15 protein-coding genes are annotated in these 19,438 nt (G+C 67.1%); 9 read left to right on the plus strand and 6 right to left on the minus strand.

The window, feature by feature from the left end:
- Nucleotides 1–2 precede the first annotated feature (2 nt).
- The 3 genes from SMAL_RS15745 to SMAL_RS15755 form a co-directional block, all read right to left on the minus strand.
- Nucleotides 3–893, minus strand: a complete 891-nt coding sequence (locus tag SMAL_RS15745; protein ID WP_032972301.1) for an SDR family oxidoreductase — start codon at nt 891–893, stop codon at nt 3–5.
- Nucleotides 894–958: 65 nt separating this feature from the next.
- A complete protein-coding gene (locus SMAL_RS15750) occupies nt 959–2,530 on the minus strand; it encodes a hypothetical protein (RefSeq protein ID WP_012511883.1) in 1,572 nt (523 codons plus the stop codon).
- Nucleotides 2,531–2,560: 30 nt separating this feature from the next.
- The gene (locus SMAL_RS15755) at nt 2,561–4,717 is read right to left on the minus strand and encodes a RelA/SpoT family protein (RefSeq protein WP_012511884.1); all 2,157 of its coding nucleotides are present in this window, start codon (nt 4,715–4,717) and stop codon (nt 2,561–2,563) included.
- 130 nt (nt 4,718–4,847) lie between these two features.
- Here SMAL_RS15755 and SMAL_RS15760 point away from each other — a divergent pair, with 130 nt between their 5' ends.
- Nucleotides 4,848–5,384 (plus strand): hypothetical protein, encoded by a 537-nt coding sequence (locus SMAL_RS15760; protein ID WP_012511885.1) that lies wholly within the window; start codon nt 4,848–4,850, stop codon nt 5,382–5,384.
- A gap of 42 nt (nt 5,385–5,426) precedes the next feature.
- Here SMAL_RS15760 and hrpA read toward each other — a convergent pair whose 3' ends face one another.
- Nucleotides 5,427–9,509 carry an ATP-dependent RNA helicase HrpA gene (hrpA, locus tag SMAL_RS15765; RefSeq protein WP_012511886.1) on the minus strand — a complete coding sequence of 1,361 codons (4,083 nt, stop codon included), beginning with the start codon at nt 9,507–9,509 and terminating at the stop codon, nt 5,427–5,429.
- 86 nt (nt 9,510–9,595) lie between these two features.
- Between hrpA and SMAL_RS15770 the strand changes: the two genes are divergently transcribed.
- The 6 genes from SMAL_RS15770 (at nt 9,596) to SMAL_RS15795 (ending at nt 16,585) form a co-directional block, all read left to right on the plus strand.
- Complete coding sequence (locus SMAL_RS15770; RefSeq protein WP_006385608.1) at nt 9,596–10,144, plus strand: Dps family protein; 549 nt, start codon at nt 9,596–9,598, stop codon at nt 10,142–10,144.
- Nucleotides 10,145–10,707: 563 nt separating this feature from the next.
- Nucleotides 10,708–12,513 carry a DNA helicase RecQ gene (gene recQ, locus SMAL_RS15775; RefSeq protein WP_012511887.1) on the plus strand — a complete coding sequence of 602 codons (1,806 nt, stop codon included), beginning with the start codon at nt 10,708–10,710 and terminating at the stop codon, nt 12,511–12,513.
- Between the two features lie 192 nt (nt 12,514–12,705).
- Entirely contained in the window at nt 12,706–13,089 is a 384-nt protein-coding gene (locus tag SMAL_RS15780) for a CopL family metal-binding regulatory protein (RefSeq protein ID WP_012511888.1), read from the plus strand.
- 75 nt (nt 13,090–13,164) lie between these two features.
- Nucleotides 13,165–14,967 carry a copper resistance system multicopper oxidase gene (locus SMAL_RS15785; protein WP_012511889.1) on the plus strand — a complete coding sequence of 601 codons (1,803 nt, stop codon included), beginning with the start codon at nt 13,165–13,167 and terminating at the stop codon, nt 14,965–14,967.
- Complete coding sequence (locus tag SMAL_RS15790) at nt 14,964–15,989, plus strand: copper resistance protein B (protein WP_006385663.1); 1,026 nt, start codon at nt 14,964–14,966, stop codon at nt 15,987–15,989. The genes SMAL_RS15785 and SMAL_RS15790 overlap by 4 nt, the downstream gene beginning before the upstream one ends.
- Before the next feature lie 83 nt (nt 15,990–16,072).
- Nucleotides 16,073–16,585 carry a GNAT family N-acetyltransferase gene (locus SMAL_RS15795; protein ID WP_012511890.1) on the plus strand — a complete coding sequence of 171 codons (513 nt, stop codon included), beginning with the start codon at nt 16,073–16,075 and terminating at the stop codon, nt 16,583–16,585.
- A 43-nt stretch (nt 16,586–16,628) separates the two neighbouring features.
- Here SMAL_RS15795 and SMAL_RS15800 read toward each other — a convergent pair whose 3' ends face one another.
- Entirely contained in the window at nt 16,629–16,949 is a 321-nt protein-coding gene (locus SMAL_RS15800; protein WP_006385814.1) for a TFIIB-type zinc ribbon-containing protein, read from the minus strand.
- Nucleotides 16,950–17,098: 149 nt separating this feature from the next.
- Here SMAL_RS15800 and SMAL_RS15805 point away from each other — a divergent pair, with 149 nt between their 5' ends.
- Nucleotides 17,099–17,866, plus strand: a complete 768-nt coding sequence (locus SMAL_RS15805) for a CPBP family glutamic-type intramembrane protease (RefSeq protein ID WP_006385816.1) — start codon at nt 17,099–17,101, stop codon at nt 17,864–17,866.
- A 94-nt stretch (nt 17,867–17,960) separates the two neighbouring features.
- Nucleotides 17,961–18,386 carry a response regulator gene (locus tag SMAL_RS15810; RefSeq protein WP_006385818.1) on the plus strand — a complete coding sequence of 142 codons (426 nt, stop codon included), beginning with the start codon at nt 17,961–17,963 and terminating at the stop codon, nt 18,384–18,386.
- A gap of 37 nt (nt 18,387–18,423) precedes the next feature.
- On the opposite strand, the gene SMAL_RS15815 is transcribed toward SMAL_RS15810, so the two are convergent.
- Nucleotides 18,424–19,362: an alpha/beta hydrolase gene (locus SMAL_RS15815; protein WP_006385820.1), complete on the minus strand. Its 939-nt coding sequence runs from the start codon at nt 19,360–19,362 to the stop codon at nt 18,424–18,426.
- Between the last annotated feature and the right edge of the window lie 76 nt (nt 19,363–19,438).

Here is a 19,438-nt window from a genome sequence, read left to right on the forward strand (position 1 = left end):
GGCTAACTGTTGCCGGGATGCGCCGCGATCCGCTGCAGGGCCTGGGTGGCACTCATCGGTTGCCACGTGCCTGCATCGGGCTGGAACGGCCGCGGATGTACGCCCAGCAGCGCCTGCAGTGGTCCGTTGTCCGCAATCAGGTCCTGCTGCAGACGCGACACCGGACCGCGCGCGCGCGGCAGCACCGCCGCCAGCCCGCGCAGTGCACCCGCCGGCAACGGCAGCGCCAACGTCGGCTGCACCAGACTGGCATGTACGCGGCGGAACATCGCATGGTATGGCAGGCGCTCACCGCCCCCGATCTCCAGCACCCGCGCCGACGCCGCGCCGGTGGTGATGGCGGCCAGTACGGCACGCGCAATATCGTCGGCGTGTACCGGCTGGCGCAGGCCATCCGCCAGCGGAATCGGGAACACGCGCAGGCGCAGGGCACGCTGCACGATCGGGGTGATGCTGCGATCGATGCCCGCGCCATAGATCAGCGTCGGTCGCAGGATCGTCCACTCCATGCCCAGCCGTTCAGCCTGCTCGATCAGGCCACGCTCGCCCCGCTGCAGCATCGCCACCACACCCTGTTCGTCGGCCTGGGCCGAGCCCTGCTTGCTCAGCACGCTCATCGAACTGGTCGCGATGACCCGTCGAGCCGGTGCCGAGGCCTGCCGCGACAGCCAGTGCGCCAATCCTTCCAACGGACCGAAGCTTGCGATGGCCTGCCAGGACGGAGATGGCACGCTGTCCAGCGCGGCAGCCAGATCACCGCACAGCCACTGCACGCCGTCCTGCGCAGGTTGTGGCTGCCGGCTCACCGCCTGGACCTGGCCATGCGCCTGCAGCAGGCGCGGCAACAGGAACCGGCCGATCTGGCTGGTCGCTCCGGAAACAAGGACGGTCATCGGACATCCGTGAGGCGTGGTTGGCAGGGCCGCTACTATAACGGCCACGGCAGCAAACACCGGGCTCAGGGTGAAGACGTTGCGATGTCGCGCAGGCGTTGCTGCAGTTGAAGATACTCTGTGCTGGAAGCACCGACACCGAGTTCTGCCGCGTGCTGCAATGCGCGTTCGGCAAATGCGATATCACCATTGCCCAAGCGTTCGCTGCCAATCGCCAACCAACGTTGCGCCAGACGCTGACGCGCAGCAGGCAGCCCCGCTGCAGTCGGCGACAGCGTCTGCCAGGCCTGCAGGCAAGCCCCTGCAGCCTGTACCCGGTTCTGTCGCAGATTGTCGTCGAAGCAACGACGGCTGGCCGGCAGCAGGCGCGCGGCAGCCGCTTTCACCCGGGCATCGCGCGGTGCCAGTGATTGCGCCTCACGCAACGCATCAAACGCACTGTGGCCCGGCGGACTGATCCACTGACCGGCGCGCTCGGCGCGTTCGATCCTGCGCAGATGATCGCGCAGTTGCCGTTCACGCTGCGCATTGCTGACGCTTGGCAGCTGCAATGCCTGCTGTGCCTGTTGCGCACGCTGCAGGCGCTGCGCCAGTTGCTGCTGCGCAGCGGGCGACGCCCCCAGTTCCTGCGCCAACGCCGCGTCACGCTGTGCGGCCTCGAACTGGAAGTCGTCGGCCTGTTTCTGGCTGCGTGCCAGCACCGCCTGCAACGACTGCTCGCGGCCGCGCTGGGCGTTGGGATCGTCGGGGGCTACGGCCAGCACGGCCAGGAACCCGTTTCCTGCAACGTCCAACTGCTGCCGCTGCAAAGCGCGCTGTGCCTGCCGCAAGCGCTGGTCCACCGCCTGTGCCAACGCTTCCTGGCTCGCCGGCAGATCGGCATGGCCTGCATCGAACTGGCGTGCGCGCTGCACGATGCCAGCGGCCGCGGCCAGCTCACCGCGCCCGGCCAGTGTGCGCGCATGCTGCAACAGATCGCTCAGTGCATCCTCGCGCCCTTCCAGCGCCGGCAGATTGTCCGGCTGCAATGACAGGATGCGTTGGAACAGTGGCAGCGCACTGCTGTCGCCATCATCCAGGCGGCCGGCGGCAAAGGCATTGCGGGCCTGTGCCAGCAGCGCGCCGATACCGGCTCCGGCGCTGCGACGTGCCTGCAACTGGCGCGCCACGGCATCGCCTTCAGCCTGTGGCACCTGCAGCTCACGGGCCAACGCCAGCGCCTGCGCGCTTCCGTTCAGGTCATTGACCTGCAGCTTGTCCCGGGCCTGCTGCAGCGCTGCGGCGCCTGTACGGGCCAAGCCCTGGCGCGCCTGCGGGCGGTCGCCATCCAGTGCCAGCACGGCCTGGTAGCGTTCGCGCGCACCACTGCCATCGTCCGCACTCAATCGACCCGCCGCCAATGCGCGATCACCTTCAGCCAGCAGCTGCTCGATCTGCGGCTCGTCCCAGAACCAGTCTGCCAGCGGCTTGCGCAGCAACACCAGCAGCACGAACACCGCAAGCGCGGCGACCAGCGCCCAGCGCCAGACCCGGCGTGCATGGCGCGCCTGCAGCCACCACCAACGGCCTTCGCGGCGGACGCGGTCCAGCGCAGGATGATCAGCGCCATGCGGGCGATGCGGGGGCTCGCGTTCCATGCGTGCAGGGTAGCCGGGGCAGCGTGAAGCCTAGCCGAGGCGACGCGCCTCGCTCACGCCCGGCAGCGCGTCCAGCTTGCCCAGCAGGTTGGACAGCTGGCCGTAATCGCTGACCTTCAGCCGCAGCCGCAGATGCGCACGGCCACTGTTGCGCACGTTGTCGCTGTGAATGTCGAGCACGTAGGCGTCTTCCTGGGCGATCAGATTGGTGATGTCCTTCAGCAACCAGCGGCGATCGACCGCATCGACCACCACGTCCACTTCGTAGCCGCCGCCGGCCTGCCCCCATTCCACCGGCAGGATGCGCTGCGGGCTGGTGGCGGCCAGCCGGGCCAGCGCGACACAGTCTGCACGATGCACGGTGACACCGCGGCTACGGGTCAGGTAGCCGACAATCGGTTCGCCGGCCACCGGCTGGCAGCAACGTGCCAGCTGCACCAGCAGGTTGCCCACGCCCTGCACGGTGAACTTGGATTTACCCAGGTTCTCGCGGCGCGCGGTCGGCCGCGGCAGCGTCGGCGCGGGTGCCGGCTGGTTGGCCGCACGCTCCGCTTCCAGCAGCGCACGGCTGACCTGGTTCGGGCCGGTGTCGCCCAGCGCCACCTGGATGTACAGGTCATCGACGCTGTCGGCATGGAATTTCTTCGCCGCCACCGCCAGGTCCGAATGCTGCAGGCCCAGCCGCTTCAATTCGCGCTCCAGCAGCTCGCGGCCGGCCTGCACGTTGCGCGCACGGTCCAGCTTGTGGAACCAGCTGCGCACCTTCTCGCGCGAACGGTTGCTGGCCAGGAAACCCAGGGCCGGCATCAGCCAGTCGCGGCGCGGATCAGCCTCCTTGCCGGTCAGGATTTCGACGCGGTCGCCGCTGCGCAGGCGGTAGGTCAGCGGCACGATGCGGCCGTTGACCTTGGCGCCACGGCAACGGTGCCCCACCATCGTGTGCACCTGATAGGCGAAATCGAGCGGCGTGGCGCCCTGCGGCAGGTCCAGCACCTCGTCCTTCGGGCTCAGTGCATAGACACGGTCTTCGGTCAGCTCGGCATCAAGCGCGCCGGCCAGCTCGTTGCCCTGCCCCTCCTGCGCCTGCTCCAGCAGCTGGCGCATCCAGGTGATCTTGCGGTCGAAGGACTTTTCCGCGCCCTTGCCGCCTTCCTTGTACTTCCAGTGCGCGGCTACGCCCAATTCGGCCTGCGAGTGCATCTCGTGGGTACGGATCTGCACTTCGATGGTGCGGCCTTCCGGCCCGACCACGGCGGTATGCAGCGAACGGTAGTCGTTGGCCTTGGGCCGGGCGATGTAGTCATCGAATTCGCTGGGCACCGGCGCCCACAGTGCATGCACCACGCCCAGCGCGGCGTAGCAGGCGGCGACATCGTCGACCATGACGCGCACCGCACGGATGTCGTACAGCTGGTCGAACGCCAGCCGCTTCTTCTGCATCTTCCGCCAGATGCTGTAGATGTGCTTCGGGCGGCCACTGACCTCAGCCCTGATGCCCTGCGCGACCAGCTCGCGCGACAGCACCTTCTTGACGTTCTCGACGTAACGCTCGCGCGCGATGCGGGTTTCGTCCACCTCACGGGCGATGCGCCGGTAGGTCTCCGGCTCCAGGTGGCGGAACGCCAGATCTTCCAACTCCCATTTCAGCTGCCAGATGCCCAGGCGGTTGGCCAATGGCGCATGGATGTCGCGGGTCAGCTGCGCCAGCGCGCGGCGCTGTTCGTCGTCCAGCTTGTCGGCGGCACGCATCCGCGCCAGCTGCCGGGCCAGCAGGATCGGTACAACCCGCAGGTCGCGGATGATCGCCAGCAGCAGCCGACGCAGGCCTTCACTGTTGCGCCCTGCTTCACGGCCGGCATGCAGCGCCCACACCGGATCGGCGGCATCCTGGCCATCCAGCAGGCCGATCACGGCCGCCCTGTGGTTGCCCAGCGGCAGCTGCTCCAGGCTGGCGCGCAGACCCGGCAGGTCGAACAGCAGGGCTGCGGCCACCGCGCCTTCGTCGGCAGAGAGCATCGCCAGTGCGTCGAGGGTGTCACCCAGCACCGACCAGCTGGCGCGCATCTGGTGGTCGCACTCGGGCGCTTCCCAATGCTCGCGCAGGGCCTGGCGCAGCGGAGCGGGCAGCACCGCTGCCGAGGGACGGTTCAACAAGGCATCCAGGCCGGGGACGGAAGCGCGGTTCACAGCATCGAGCAGGCAAGACAGAGGCCTCTACACTAGCGCCGGCGCCGTTCAGGGACAATCACTGCGGCCACCATCACCCGGCATGAAGACATGCCGCTACACTCGCGGGCAAACCCAGGAGAGTCCCGACATGTCCTCGATCGTCCCGCGTTTCCGCCTACGGCTGCTGGCCGGTGCCGCGCTGTTGCTGTCCCTGTCGGCGCCCGCGCTGGCCCAGCGCGTGGTGGAAGGCGACCTGCAGCAGCAGATGTCACCGGCCGAATTCAAGTCGGCTGGCCTGGACAAGCTCAGTGCCCAGGAACTGGCCGCGCTCAACCGCTGGCTGCAGGGCAAAGTCGAAGCGGCCACCACCCAGGCGGTGGCCGCGGTACGCGAGGAAGCCCGTGAACAGGGCCGCCAGGAAGTGATCGTGAAGAACCGCGGTTTCTTTGATTTCGGCAGCAGCGAACCGATCACCGGTGCCCTGCAGGGTGAGTTCCGGGGCTTCGGCAAGGGGCGCGTCTACGTGCTGGACAATGGCCAGGAATGGGAACAGACCGACACCACCAGCGTGGTCGGCGTGCGCAAGCAGTCGCCCAAGGTCAGCATCAAACCCGGTGTGATGGGCGTGTGGTACATGAAGGTGGAAGGCGTGAACAGCCAGCCGAAGGTGCGCCGCTCCAAGTAACGGTGTGAGGGAAGCCGCCGGGCATGGCCCGGCGCTACCGCATCACAGCTGGCGCAGCGCGGTCACCCGCTGCGCCAGTTTCTTTGCAGAGATGCCGGTGCGTGCACCCAGCTCCTGCGCGAACAGCGACACCCGCAGCTCTTCCAGATCCCAGCGCAGTGCCTGCCATTGCGGCCGCTCGCGCAGGCCCTGCTGCTCACCCGCCTGCAGCGCCTCCAGGAACGGATGCAGTTCCAGCATGCGCGCCTGGTCACGCGGCGGGTCGCGCTTGGCGCGCTCGGTGCGCAGGATCATCGCCTTCAGGTAGCGCGGGTACTGCGCCAGCGCGTCGGCCGGCGTATCGCGCAGGAAGCCGGGGTGGATCAGCCCGACCAGCTGCGCCTCCATGTCATCCAGATTGCCGCGTGCCCAACCCATCAGCGGCGCTTCCAGCATCGGCTTCAGTTCCGCCACCAGGGCCAGGATCGCCTCGGCCAGCTTCAGCCGCTGCATGGCCTCGCCAAACAGCGCCTTGGCCGCTTGCTCGCGGCGTTGCTCGAACGCCTGCGCATCGCGGATCTCGCCCAGGCCATCGGCCAGCACCGCGTTCAATGCGGCGTCGACCAGGTCACCCCGCAGGCGCTCCTGGGTTTCGATCGAGGCGTACAGCAGGCCGGTCTTGGCCGCTACCGGCAACTGCTTGCGCGCCTGCTTGATCTTCTCGCCAAGGCCGATTTCCAACAGTCGGCGCACGCCAAGCGGATGTGCTTCTTCGGCCTGCTGGCGGTCCGCGAAGATGCGCAGGGCTACGCTGTCGCCCTCGTCCAGCAGCGCCGGGTAGGCAGGAACACCCGCCTCGCCAGGCACCTGCAGCGGAATCGGCGTGGCCGGGAACGTACGCAGGCCATCGGCGGCCATCTCGCGCCCCGCGCGCGCGGCGAAGGCATCGCCGGCTCGGCCACCGAACGTTGCACGCAGCGCGTCCAGATCGCGCGAGGTCGCAAGTACCTTGCCGTTCTCGTCGCGCAGGCGCAGGTTCATGTGCAGGTGGGCTTCGATCGAATCCGGCTCGAAGTCGGTGGCTGCCACCTTGGCGCCGGTCGCGCGCGACAGGAAGCGCGCCAGCTCGCCGGTGATGGCGTCGGCGCCGGGCTGCGGGAATGCCTCGAAGAATGCACGCGCGAAGTCCGGCGCAGGCACATAGTTGCGGCGCATCGCCTTGGGCAGGCTGCGGATCAACGCGGCCGCCTTGTCGGCAACGAAGCCCGGTGCCAGCCAGCCCAGCTGCACGGCGTCCAGCGCGTTGAGCAGGTGCAGCGGCACCTCCAGGGTTACCCCGTCATCGTCGGCGCCTGGCTCGAAGCGGTAGTGCAGCGGCAAGCGCGCCTGGCCCAGCGCCAGGTACTTCGGGTAGCGCTCCTGCTCGCTGCCTTCGCCCGGCAACAGATCAACCAGCGACCAGTGCAGGGGCTTGCGCTGTTCCGGTGCCAGCCCCTTCCACCAGGTATCCAGTCCCGCGGCAGAATGGATCTGCGGCGGCACCCGGTCCAGGTACCAGCGCGCCTGCCAGTCCTCGTCGGCGACGATACCGGCGCGGCGCAGCTTGGCTTCTTCCTCGCGGGCGATCTCCAGCACCTTCTGGTTGTCGGCCACGAAGCTGGCGCGTGTAGTGATCTCGCCGGTCACCAACGCCTGGCGCACGAAGATGTCATGCGCTTCGCCGGGGTTGATGCGGCCGTAGTGCACTGGTTTTTTCGGCGCCAGCACCAGCCCGAACAGACTGATCTGCTCGGAGGCCAGCACCTGGCCCTGCGCGCGTGACCAGTGTGGATCGAAATGTTTGCGCAGCAGCAGGTGCGGCAATTCGGCGATCACCCAGTCCGGTTCGATCGCAGCCAGGGTCATGCCCCAGACCTTCTGCGTATCCAGCAGGTTGGCCACCAGCAGCCACGGCGGCGGCCGCTTGGACAGCGTCGAGCCGGGGAATGGCAGGAAGCGGCGCTGGCGTGGCGCCTGGAAATCACCTTTCTCGGTGCGGTGGCCGATCTGCGTCGGCAGGCCCGCCACCAGCGCCCGATGCAGGGTCTGGTAGGCGGTAGCACGCACGCGCTCGCTGAAACCGCCGCCAACCGGCGCCTGTTCCTTCTGCGCGCGCACGGCCACCGGTGCCGGCGCCGCCTCGGCCTTGCCTTCGCGGGCCAGGCGCGCCGCACGGTGCAGCTGGCCACGGGTGGCCTTCACTGCCGCCGCATCGTCGCGCGCAGCGGCCGGCGCACTGCTGCCCGCCAGCAACGGCGCCATCGAGGCCTCGTTGGCTTCTTCCTTCCAGCCCAGTTCCTCGCACAGCAGACGCAGTTGCCGATGCAGCTCGCGCCACTCGCGCATGCGCAGGAAGCCGAGGAAATGACGGCCACACCAGTCGCGCAACTTGGATTGGGTCAGGTCTTCGTGGGCCTGCCGGTAGGCATCCCACAGGCGCAGCACACCTACAAACTCGGAGCGCCCATCGGCAAACTGCGCGTGCGCGCTGTCAGCCGCGCCGCGCGCTTCGGGCGGGCGTTCGCGCGGGTCCTGGATGCCCAGGAACGAGGCGATCACCAGCATCGGCCGCAGGCAGCCGGCGGCCTGCGCGGCCACCAGCATGCGTGCCAACTTCACGTCCACCGGCAGGCGCGACATCTGCTTGCCGATCGCGGTCAGGTGACGCTCGCTGTCAATCGCGCCCAGTTCGGTCAGATGCTGCCAGCCATCGGCCACGGCACGTTCGTCGGGGGCCTCCAGGAACGGGAAGTCCTCAATGCGGCCCAGGCCAAGCTGCAGCATGCGCAGGATCACCCCGGCCAGGCTGGAGCGCCGGATTTCCGGATCGGTGAATTCCGACCGTGCCTGGAAGTCGGCTTCGGCGTACAGGCGATAGCAGATACCCTCGGCCACACGGCCGCAGCGGCCCTTGCGCTGATTGGCGCTGGCCTGCGAGATCGGCTCGATGTGCAGACGGTCAAGCTTGTTGCGCGGACTGTAGCGCTTGACGCGGGCAAAGCCCGGATCGACCACGTAGCGGATGCGTGGCACCGTCAGCGAGGTTTCCGCCACATTCGTGGCCAGCACGATGCGGCGGTTCGGGCCGGGGTTGAACACCCGGTCCTGGTCCTGGTTGGACAGGCGCGCGTACAGCGGCAGCACCTCGGTATTGCGGTACTTGCGCCGTTCCAGCGACTGGTGCGCATCGCGGATCTCGCGCTCGCCCGGCAGGAAGATCAGCACGTCGCCGCGCGAATCCAGACGGGTGATCTCGTCGATGGCCGACACGATGGCGTCGTTGACGGTGCGCTCGCCCTCCTGCTCGCCCTCGCCTTCCAGCGCGCGGTAGCGCACCTCCACCGGATAGGTGCGGCCTTCGACGCTGATCACCGGCGCATTGTCGAAATGCTGGGCAAAGCGTTCGGTGTCGATGGTGGCCGAGGTCACGATCAGCTTCAGGTCCGGGCGCTTGCGCAGCAGCTGCTTCAGGTAGCCCAGCAGGAAGTCGATGTTGAGGCTGCGTTCGTGCGCCTCGTCGACAATGATCGTGTCGTAGTTCGACAACCAGCGGTCACTGGCGATCTCCGCCAGCAGGATGCCGTCGGTCATGAACTTGATGCGGCTGTCTTCGCTGACCTTGTCGTTGAAGCGCACCTGGTAGCCGACCAGCTGGCCCAGTTCGCTCTGCAGTTCCTGCGCCACGCGGCTGGCCACCGCACGTGCGGCAATCCGTCGCGGCTGGGTGCAGCCGATCATGCCGGCCTGGCCACGGCCTGCGGCCAGGCACAGTTTCGGCAGCTGGGTGGTCTTGCCCGAGCCGGTTTCACCGGCGATCACCACGACCTGGTGGTCGCGGATCAGCCCGATGATGGCGTCGGCTTCACGCGCAATCGGCAGCTGCGGGTCCAGAGTAATGGACGGCTGCTGTTGCGCCCGAGCCTGCCGGCGCTGCACCGATACCTGCAAGGCCTGCTCGAAGGTGGCGGCCAACGCCGCATCCTGTGGCTTGGCCTGGCAACGCGAGAGCATTCCCAGCAATCGTCCACGGTCGCGGCTCATGGCACCGTCAATGGCGGCACGCTGTTGGCGCTGGCGGGACTGCGGCATTTTGTCGATAGCGTTCATCAATCGGTTCGTTCAAAACTTTGAAAGCGACCAGTCATCACGACCGGTTTATTGTGAAGGCCAACGATTCCACAAGGAGGAACCCCATGGCGAAGACCAAGAGCACGACCAAGCCCAAAACCGGCAAGCAGAAGCTTGCAGCGGCGGCACCGTCGGCACCGAACATCGATATCGGGATCACCCAGGGCGACCGCAAGAAGATTGCCGACGGTCTGTCGCGCTTCCAGGCCGATGCGTTCACGCTCTACCTGAAGACGCACAACTTCCACTGGAATGTGACCGGGTCGATGTTCAACTCGCTGCACACCATGTTCGAGACGCAGTACACCGAGCAGTGGGCGGCACTGGACGATGTGGCCGAGCGCATCCGCGCACTGGGCTTCAATGCCCCGGGCTCCTACCGGGAATTCGCTGCGCTGACCTCGATCGCCGAGGAGCCGGGCCTGACCGACAGTGCGGACTGGCGTGAAATGGTACGCCAGTTGGTGGTCGCCAACGAAGCGGTCTGCCGTACGGCACGTGAAGTGCTGGAGGTGGCGGCCAAGGGTGACGACGCCCCGACCGAGGATCTGATGACCCAGCGCCTGCAGACCCACGAGAAGTACGCCTGGATGCTGCGCTCGCTGCTGCAGTAAGGGTTGGGGGTGTTCGGCAGGGCTTGCAGCCCTGCACCTGCCGAGGCAACGTCAAGTTCAACGTCAACGTCAAAAGCGGGTTTCCTGAGGGTTGGCGGGGTGGGTCCGGTTGAGGGGGACGCCGTAAACCCGTCCATGGGGGCTTGGTCGCGGCATCCATGCCGCTCACACCCCCTCAACCGGACCCACCCCGCCTTCGACAGTTTTCCGCGATCTGCTGACAAAGCTTGGGGTCAGATCCGTTTTCCGCAGGAAAACGGATCTGACCCCATTTCGTTTGTCGATATCTGACAGATTCCATCCACGCAACGCGTGGATGGCCCCACCGTCACCAGGAATCTGTCGGGGGTGGGGCAGTGTGGGCTTGCAGGACCGTTGGCGCCATGGATGGCGCCATCGAGCCCCCATGGACGGGTTTACGGCGTCCCCGCACTCCGACACCGCCCCGCCAAACTACGGATCACTTCAGAGCCGGCTGTCGCTTTTGACGTTGCTCTGGCTTGAAGGCTTCTGCAGGTGCAGGGCGCAGCCCTGCCGAACCCCCGCCGGGGTAAACTAGCCGGATGGCTTCCCGTCCCGCGCACGACCTGCTCCAACGCGTCTTTGGTTACGACGATTTCCGTGGTCCCCAGCAGGACATCGTGGAGCATGTGGCTGCCGGTCACGATGCCCTGGTGCTGATGCCCACCGGCGGCGGCAAGTCGCTGTGCTACCAGGTCCCGGCCCTGCTGCGTGACGGATGTGGCATCGTCATCTCGCCGTTGATCGCCTTGATGCAGGATCAGGTCGAAGCCCTGCGCCAGCTCGGCGTGCGTGCCGAGTACCTGAATTCCACCCTGGATGCCGAGACCGCCGGCCGCGTCGAGCGCGAACTGCTCGCCGGCGAGCTGGACATGCTCTATGTCGCTCCCGAGCGCCTGCTGACCGGTCGCTTCCTGTCGCTGCTGTCGCGCAGCCGCATCGCCCTGTTCGCCATCGACGAAGCGCACTGCGTGTCGCAGTGGGGCCACGACTTCCGCCCGGAATACCGCCAGCTGACCGTGCTGCACGAGCGCTGGCCGGAGATTCCGCGGATCGCGCTGACCGCCACCGCAGACCCGCCAACCCAGCGTGAGATCGCCGAGCGGCTGGACCTGCAGGAAGCACGCCACTTCGTCAGCTCGTTCGACCGCCCCAACATCCGCTACACCGTGGTGCAGAAGGACAACGCCCGCAAGCAGCTGGGTGACTTCCTGCGCAGCCATCGCAGCGAAGCCGGCATCGTCTACTGCATGTCGCGTCGCAAAGTGGAAGAAACCGCCGAATTCCTCTGCACACAGGGCTTCAACGCCCTGCCCTACCATGCCGGCCTGCCGTCGGAGGTGCGCGCCAACAACCAGCGCCGCTTCCTGCGCGAGGACGGCATCGTGATGTGCGCCACCATCGCCTTCGGCATGGGCATCGACAAGCCGGACGTGCGCTTCGTGGCGCATACCGACCTGCCCAAGTCGATGGAAGGCTACTACCAGGAAACCGGCCGCGCCGGCCGTGATGGCGAAGCCGCCGAGGCCTGGCTGTGCTACGGGTTGGGCGATGTGGTCCTGCTCAAGCAGATGATCGAGCAGTCCGAGGCCGGCGAAGAACGCAAGCAGCTGGAACGGGGCAAGCTCGACCACCTGCTGGGCTACTGCGAATCCATGCAGTGCCGCCGCCAGGTGCTGCTGGCCGGATTCGGTGAAACCTACCCCAAGCCCTGCGGCAACTGCGACAACTGCCTGACGCCGCCAGCGTCGTGGGACGCGACCATTCCTGCCCAGAAGGCGCTCAGCTGCGTGTACCGCAGTGGCCAGCGTTTCGGCGTCGGCCACCTGATCGATGTCCTGCGCGGCAGCGAGAACGAGAAAGTGAGGCAGCAGGGCCACGACAAGCTCAGCACCTACGCGATCGGCCGCGACCTCGACGCGCGCACCTGGCGCAGCGTGTTCCGCCAGCTGGTGGCCGCCAGCCTGCTGGAAGTGGACAGCGAGGGCCACGGCGGACTGCGCCTGACCGATGCCAGCCGCGACGTGCTGACCGGCCGCCGGCAGATCAGCATGCGTCGCGACGCCGTCAGCACCAGCACCGGCCGTGAGCGCAGCGCGCAGCGCACCGGCCTGTCGGTGCTGCCGCAGGATCTGGCGCTGTTCAATGCCCTGCGCGGCCTGCGTGCCGAACTGGCACGCGAACAGAACGTGCCGGCGTTCGTGATCTTCCACGACAGCACCCTGCGCAACATCGCCGAACAGCGCCCGACCAGCCTGGACGAACTGGCCCGGGTCGGCGGCATCGGCGGCACCAAGCTGAGCCGCTACGGCCCGCGCCTGGTGGAGATCGTGCGCGAGGAAGGTTGACCGCCACGAGTTACCGCGTTGGGCGCTACCCCTGCGCTGGTGTCCTTGTAGAGCCGAGCCCACGCTCGGCTGCTGTTGCCGCACAAGCAGCCAAGCATGGGCTCGGCCCTACATACATTGGTGCAGCTCCAACCTTGAACCGGCCATTCAGCCGGAAGTGCATCCGCGGCCGCTTACGGCTAGATTAGCGTCATGTCCCTGGCCTCGACCCTGCTCCGTGTCGTGCTCATGCTCAGCCTGTTGCTCAACGGGCTGAACGCGGCCATGGCCAGTGGTCACGAGGAAATGGGCCGGATGGCGCATGCCATGGCCACCGCGGTCGACGACGGTGACCCTGACTGCCACCACCACACGGGCATGCAGGCCGACGAGGCCCCGCAGGCCAAGGCCCCCGCCCACGACGCCCACTGCCAGATCAAGGACTGCGTGCGCAGCTGCGCCCAGCACCCGCTGCTGGTGGTGCAGCCGTTGCCGTTCATGGCCGGTCCGACGTTGTCGCTGGCCCCGCAGCCGATGCCGGCCACTGGCCGTCCGGCGCCGCCACTGCCGCCGATTTCGCGTCCTCCCATCGGCTGATTCCACACGCACCGTGCGCCCTGCGCACCGCAGCCGGCCGCCTGCCGGCGTCTTTACGTGTCTGGAGTCACCACCATGAATACCCGCATTCCCCCCGGCCCGGGCGCTGTGCCCATGCCGTCGCGCCGCCTGTTCGTACAGGGCCTCGCCGCAGGTGGCGTGGTTGCCGGCATCGCCGCTGTCGGCGTGCCGCAGCGCGCGCTTGCTGCTGCCAGTGCCGCCCCCCGCCTGGCCGGCGCCCCTGCCGTGCTCAGCGATACCCGCGTTGAACTGGCCATCGGCGAATCCCTGGCCAACTTCACCGGCCGTACCCGCCCGGCGATCACCGTCAACGGCTCGCTGCCAGCGCCGATCCTGCGCTGGCGCGAAGGCCAGACCGTGGACCTGTTCGTGCGCAATACGCTGGAACGCCATCCGACCTCGATCCACTGGCACGGCATCCTGCTGCCGGCCAACATGGACGGCGTGCCCGGCCTGAGCTTCAACGGCATCGGCCCCGGTGAGACCTATCACTACCACTTCGAGCTGAAGCAGTCGGGCACCTACTGGTACCACAGCCACTCGATGTTCCAGGAGCAGGCCGGCCTGTACGGCGCGCTGATCATCGACCCGGCCGAACCGGCGCCGTACCACCACGACCGCGAGCACGTGATCATGCTGTCCGACTGGACCGACATGGACCCGGGCGCGCTGTTCCGCCGCATGAAGAAGCTGGCGGCCTACGACAACTACTACATGCGCACGCTGCCGGATTTCCTGCGCGACGTGAAGCGCGATGGCTGGTCGGCGGCGCTGTCCGACCGTGGCATGTGGGGGCGGATGCGGATGACCCCGACCGACCTGTCCGACGTCAACGCCAACACCTACACCTACCTGATGAACGGCACCGCCCCGGCCGGCAACTGGACCGGTCTGTTCCGCAGTGGCGAGAAGGTGCTGCTGCGCTTCATCAATGGCGGGTCGATGACCTACTTCGACGTACGTATTCCTGGTTTGAAGATGACCGTGGTCGCCGCTGACGGCCAGTACATCCACCCGGTCAGCATCGATGAATTCCGCATCGCCCCGGCCGAGACCTACGACGTGCTGGTTGAACCGAGCGGCCAGGATGCCTACACGATCTTCTGCCAGGACATGGGCCGCACCGGCTACGCCGCCGGCACGCTGGCGGTTCGCCACGGCCTGCAGGCGCCGATTCCCGAGCGCGACCCACGCGTGCTGCTGACCATGGCCGACATGGGCCATGGCATGGGCGGTGGCGGTCACGACATGGCAGCGATGAAGGGCATGGAAGGTGGCTGCGGCGCCAGCATGGGCCACGGCGCGCATGGCGGCGGCGATTCCGCCAGCAAGGCACCGAAGCACCCGGCCAGCGAACGCAACAACCCACTGGTGGACATGCAGAGTTCGGCCAGCGAACCCAAGCTGGATGACCCTGGCATCGGCCTGCGCGACAACGGCCGCCAGGTGCTGACCTACGGCGCGATGCGCAGCCTGTTCGAGGATCCAGATGGCCGCGAACCGAGCCGCGAGATCGAACTGCATCTGACCGGCCACATGGAGAAGTTCTCCTGGTCGTTCGATGGCATTCCCTTCGCCAGTGCCGAACCACTTCGACTGAACTACGGCGAGCGCATGCGCATCGTGCTGGTCAACGACACCATGATGCAGCACCCGATCCACCTGCATGGTGTGTGGAGTGATCTGGAAAACGCGCAGGGCGAGTTCCAGCTGCGCAAGCACACCATCGACATGCCACCGGGCACCCGCCGCAGCTACCGTGTGCGCGCCGATGCACTCGGCCGCTGGGCCTATCACTGCCATCTGCTGTACCACATGGAAGCGGGCATGATGCGCGAAGTGAGGATCGAAGAATGAGCCGCTCACTCCTTTCTCCCAGCCTGCTGGCCCTGGGCCTGGCGGCGGCGCTGCCGGTGTTCGCGCAGTCGCATGCCGGCCATGACATGGCCGCGATGAACGCGCCCGCGAAAACCGCGAAGTCGCCGGTCGAACCGGTCGATCATTCGAAGATGGATCATTCAAAGATGGATGCCGGTGCGATGGATCATGCCGGCATGGACCATTCCAAGATGGACCATGGCGCGATGCAGCCCACGTCGACGGACCAGGTCACGATGGACCATTCCAAGATGGACCACGCGGCCATGGGCCACGGTGCGCCCGCCCCCACCGAACCGCGCGAACCCATTCCGGTGCCGACCGATGCCGACCGTGCCGCCGCATTCCCGCCGATCGCCCATGGTGCGATGGAGCACGCACCGGAGATCAACAGCCTGCTGCTAATCGACCGTCTTGAACACTGGGATGGCAAGAGCAGCAACGGCCAGGCCTGGGAGGCCACCGGTTGGATCGGCGGCAACATCAACCGCCTGTGGCTGCGCACCGATGGCGAGCGTAGTCGTGGCCGCACCGAATCATCGTCGCTGGAAGCGCTGTATGGCCGCAGCGTGTCGCCCTGGTGGGACGTGCTGGTCGGCGTGCGCCAGGATTTCCGCCCCGCCGATTCACGCACCTGGGCGGCGATCGGCATCCAGGGTCTGGCGCCGTACAAGTTCGAGAGCTCAGCCACGCTGTACATGGGCTCCGGTGGCCAGGTACTGGCCAAGGCCGAGGTCGAGTACGACGTGCTGCTGACCAACCGCCTGATCCTGCAGCCGCTGCTGGAAGCCACCGTCGCGGCCAAGGACGAGAAGGAGTACGGCATCGGCCGTGGCCTGAACAAGGTCGAAGCCGGGCTGCGCCTGCGCTATGAGTTCAGCCGCCGCTTCGCGCCCTACATCGGCATCAGCCACGAACGCACGTTTGGCGACACCGCCGACTACGCCGGTGACCACGCGCGCGACACGCGCTGGGTGGCCGGCGTGCGCATGTGGTTCTGAGCAGCGTTACGTGAGCAGTGTAGCCGGCCCCGGCAGCCGCCGGGGCCGGCTACACTGCGCCACGTTCCAATGCAGGCACCGCCATGTCGTTGCAGATCCGCCGCGCCACCCTTGCCGACGTCGACGCGCTGTCGGCGATCGCCATCGCCACCTACACCGAGACCTGGGGCGATTCGTATCCGACGCAGGACCTGCACGATTTCCTGCAGGATCACTACAGCGGCGAACCGCAGCGCATCGAACTGTCCGACCCACGCAGTGCCATCTGGCTGCTGATGGACGATGATGCCGTGGTCGGCTATCTGGCCGCCGGTGCCAACACCCTGCCGCATGCGGATGCGCGCGAGGGCGACATCGAACTGAAGCGGTTCTACATCCTGGCCGCACACCAGAACGGCGGCCATGGCGCGCGCATGATGGACGCGTTCATGGCCTGGCTGGACCAGCCACACCTCCGCACCCTGTGGGTGGGCGTGTGGGAGGAGAATTTCGGCGCGCAGCGCTTCTACTCGCGTTATGGCTGCAGCAAGGTTGGCGAGTACGACTTCATCGTCGGCGACAGCCGCGACCGTGAATTCATCCTGCGCCGCCCGTGATCGCGCGCCTTTTGTGGAGTCGAGCGCAGCTCGACTCCACAAGTTAGAAATCGAACAGCTCGGAGAGGAAGCTCTCCTTCTTCTTTTTCTTGTAACCGTGGCCGTGCTGTTGGCCGCGATTGTCCTCGTAGCGCTGGCCCAAGTGGCGGGTATCACGGTGCATCACCGGCGGCGGAGAGGATGCCGGATGCTGCTGCACAGGCGCGGGCGGCGGCACGGCCGCACCGGCACCGGCGCGCTCGATGATCTTGTCCAGTTCACCACGATCCAGCCACACGCCTCGGCAGCCGGGGCAGTAGTCGATCTCGATGCCATGGCGCTCGGCCATCTGCAGGGTCTGGGTCTTGCACACGGGGCACAGCATCGGCATTGCTCCTGTCGGTCTGACCTCGACTGTACCTGCGCGGTGATGACTGTGCGGCAACGCATGACCGATGGCACAGGGACTTCCGACGCGTGCCGGTATTGCCGAAGGGCCCGACACTGCAGGCTTGTTCCGCAGGGAGTGCGTACATGACAATTCTGTCCCGCTTGCCCTCCGCCACACGCCTGTTGCTGGTCCTGCTGGGCGTTGGCCTGGGCCTGAACCTGCGCGATATCGCCGCAGCCGCGGGCACTCCGATTCCTGCCCTGCCCATGCCCTACGGCGGCAGCCTGCTGGACAACGCACTGGCAATCCTGGTTGCGCTGCTGCTGGCTACGCTGCTGCGCCCCCGCAGCATGGGCCTGCTGGCCAGCCTCGGCCTGCGTGGAAACGGCTGGGGCGGTCCGCTGTGGGTGCTGCTGGCCAGCCTCCCCTGCTGGCTGGGACTGGCGCTGCTCGGCACCCCGAACATGGCGCTGACCGCGCTGGACGCCGCGATGCTGACCGTGCTGTTCCCGCTGGCCGAGGAAGTGCTGTTCCGCGGCCTCGGCTTCGTGCTGCTGGTGAAGCTCGTGCGCGGCCCGTGGCCGCTGCTCGCGCTGCCGCAGGCGCTGCTGTTCGGCATGGTGCACTGGCTGGGCTTCGGTGGGTTCGACGGTGGCGGCATCGCGCTGTTCATCGGTGCGGTCATCGCATTCGGCGGCTTCATCTTCGCCTGGCTCGACCACCTCGATGGCGACACCCTGTGGTGCGGTCTGGTACTGCATGTTTCGATGAATCTGGCCTGGAACGTGTTCAGTCTGGATGACGCTGTTGCGCTGGGCTGGCAGGCCACCAGCCTGCGCATCGGCACGACCCTGCTGGCGGTTGCGGTACTGGCCTGGCACGTGCGCCGCCAGCGCCGCGACCGGGTGTAACGCCCACTTAGCTTGCCGTGCACGCCGGGATCACCCCCGGCTTGCGCATACTTGCGCGCCTTCCGCTCCCCCTGTTGTCCGGAGTTGCCGCGTCATGTTGCTGTCCAAGCGTTTTGTGGAACCGCGCGTCCTGCTGATCGAGGACGCCGAGGAAACCCAGGAACTCAGTCGCCTCGCCCTGGAAAGCCAGGCCTGCCAGGTCACCGCTGTCAGCAGCGCCGAGGCCGCACTGGGCCTGCTCAACGCCGGCGAACCGTTCGACCTGCTGTTCACCGACGTCTGCCTGGGCGGCATCAGCGGCATCGAAACCGCCAACCGCGTGCGCGAGCACCTGCCGCAGCTGCCGATCCTGGTCACCTCCGGCATGGACCAGCACCGCGTGCTGCCGCAGCTGCGCGCCGGCATCCACTTCCTGCCCAAGCCGTACAGCATGAGCGAACTGCTCGATGCCATCCGCCTGTGTTTCCGCCATGCGGCGGATGCCACGTTGATGCCGCCGCCGCAGGCCAGCGCGGCCTGAGGCAATCATCCACGCATGGCGTGGATGCGACCGGCCATCAACCGCCGGTGTACGGCCCATCGCCCGGCATCACCTCCAGCAGTGCACGAGTGATCACCCGCGGGTAGACCGTGAGATGGTCCTCGCCGTCAATCACCACGTTGTCCACCTGCAGCTTGCGGCCACTGCGCTGCAACTGGGTGGTGAAGTCCGCGGTCTGCCGCAGCATGTCGTTGCCGGTTGAATAGCGCGGCCCTGGCTTGTCCGTCTCGTAGCTTCCTACCGACAGCAGCACGCGCGTAGGCTGCGAGGGAATCACGGCGGCATCCTGCATGCGCGGCAGCAGAAGCTGGTCGAACCACAACGAAGGACTGGACAGGATGTAGGTACTGAACAGGTCCGGCTGGGTGGTCAGCACGTAGGTACCGAACAGCGCGCCATAGGAATGACCGGCGAACACGCGCCGGGCCGGATCGGTGCGATAGCGCGCATCGACCATCGGCAGCACGTGTTCCGCCAGGAAATCACGATAGTGCGCGGCACCGCCGTAGGTGACGTCATCGCTGTAATAGCCCTTGGCAGTACGCGCCGGATTACTGGGCGTGTAGTCGCGCGAGCGACTCTGCTTCGAGGTCAGGCCTTCCTGTGGAGGCAGCCCAACCAGGATGAAATTCTCGATGTTGACGCCCTGCTGCCCCACCAGATTGCGCACGCTGCGCACCAGCGGGAAGCTGTACAGCGCATCGGTCACGTACAGCACCGGGTAGTGCTTCTCAGGGTGCGCGGCATAGTCGGCCGGCAGCGCCACCCATATCGGGTAATCGCGGCCCACAGGATCGTGCACGCGCAATGCTTCGGTATCCGGCAGCACCACGCCCGGCGCAGCGGTGGCCGCGCTTTCCTTCGCTTCATTCTGCGCTGCCGGTGGCGCCACCGACATCGCGCAGCCACTCACGACCAGGCAGGCCGCCACACTCCATCCACGCACACGCTGCATCCACGCTCTCCCGTTGCGGGCGGCGCACCCGGGTGGCGCCGCTACCGCATCCTCACATGTCGCGCGGCTACGCGCC

Origin of the sequence: Stenotrophomonas maltophilia R551-3 (assembly GCF_000020665.1) — a bacterium.
Classification (GTDB): Bacteria; Pseudomonadota; Gammaproteobacteria; order Xanthomonadales; family Xanthomonadaceae; genus Stenotrophomonas; species Stenotrophomonas maltophilia_L.

Coding starts and splice junctions, on each gene's coding strand:
- SMAL_RS15745 (WP_032972301.1), bottom strand. CDS start 893: ATGACCGTCCTTGTTTCCGGAGCGACCAGCCAGATCGGCCGGTTCCTG.
- SMAL_RS15750 (WP_012511883.1), bottom strand. CDS start 2,530: ATGGAACGCGAGCCCCCGCATCGCCCGCATGGCGCTGATCATCCTGCG.
- SMAL_RS15760 (WP_012511885.1), top strand. CDS start 4,848: ATGTCCTCGATCGTCCCGCGTTTCCGCCTACGGCTGCTGGCCGGTGCC.
- hrpA (WP_012511886.1), bottom strand. CDS start 9,509: ATGAACGCTATCGACAAAATGCCGCAGTCCCGCCAGCGCCAACAGCGT.
- SMAL_RS15770 (WP_006385608.1), top strand. CDS start 9,596: ATGGCGAAGACCAAGAGCACGACCAAGCCCAAAACCGGCAAGCAGAAG.
- recQ (WP_012511887.1), top strand. CDS start 10,708: ATGGCTTCCCGTCCCGCGCACGACCTGCTCCAACGCGTCTTTGGTTAC.
- SMAL_RS15780 (WP_012511888.1), top strand. CDS start 12,706: ATGTCCCTGGCCTCGACCCTGCTCCGTGTCGTGCTCATGCTCAGCCTG.
- SMAL_RS15785 (WP_012511889.1), top strand. CDS start 13,165: ATGAATACCCGCATTCCCCCCGGCCCGGGCGCTGTGCCCATGCCGTCG.
- SMAL_RS15790 (WP_006385663.1), top strand. CDS start 14,964: ATGAGCCGCTCACTCCTTTCTCCCAGCCTGCTGGCCCTGGGCCTGGCG.
- SMAL_RS15795 (WP_012511890.1), top strand. CDS start 16,073: ATGTCGTTGCAGATCCGCCGCGCCACCCTTGCCGACGTCGACGCGCTG.
- SMAL_RS15800 (WP_006385814.1), bottom strand. CDS start 16,949: ATGCTGTGCCCCGTGTGCAAGACCCAGACCCTGCAGATGGCCGAGCGC.
- SMAL_RS15805 (WP_006385816.1), top strand. CDS start 17,099: ATGACAATTCTGTCCCGCTTGCCCTCCGCCACACGCCTGTTGCTGGTC.
- SMAL_RS15810 (WP_006385818.1), top strand. CDS start 17,961: ATGTTGCTGTCCAAGCGTTTTGTGGAACCGCGCGTCCTGCTGATCGAG.
- SMAL_RS15815 (WP_006385820.1), bottom strand. CDS start 19,362: ATGCAGCGTGTGCGTGGATGGAGTGTGGCGGCCTGCCTGGTCGTGAGT.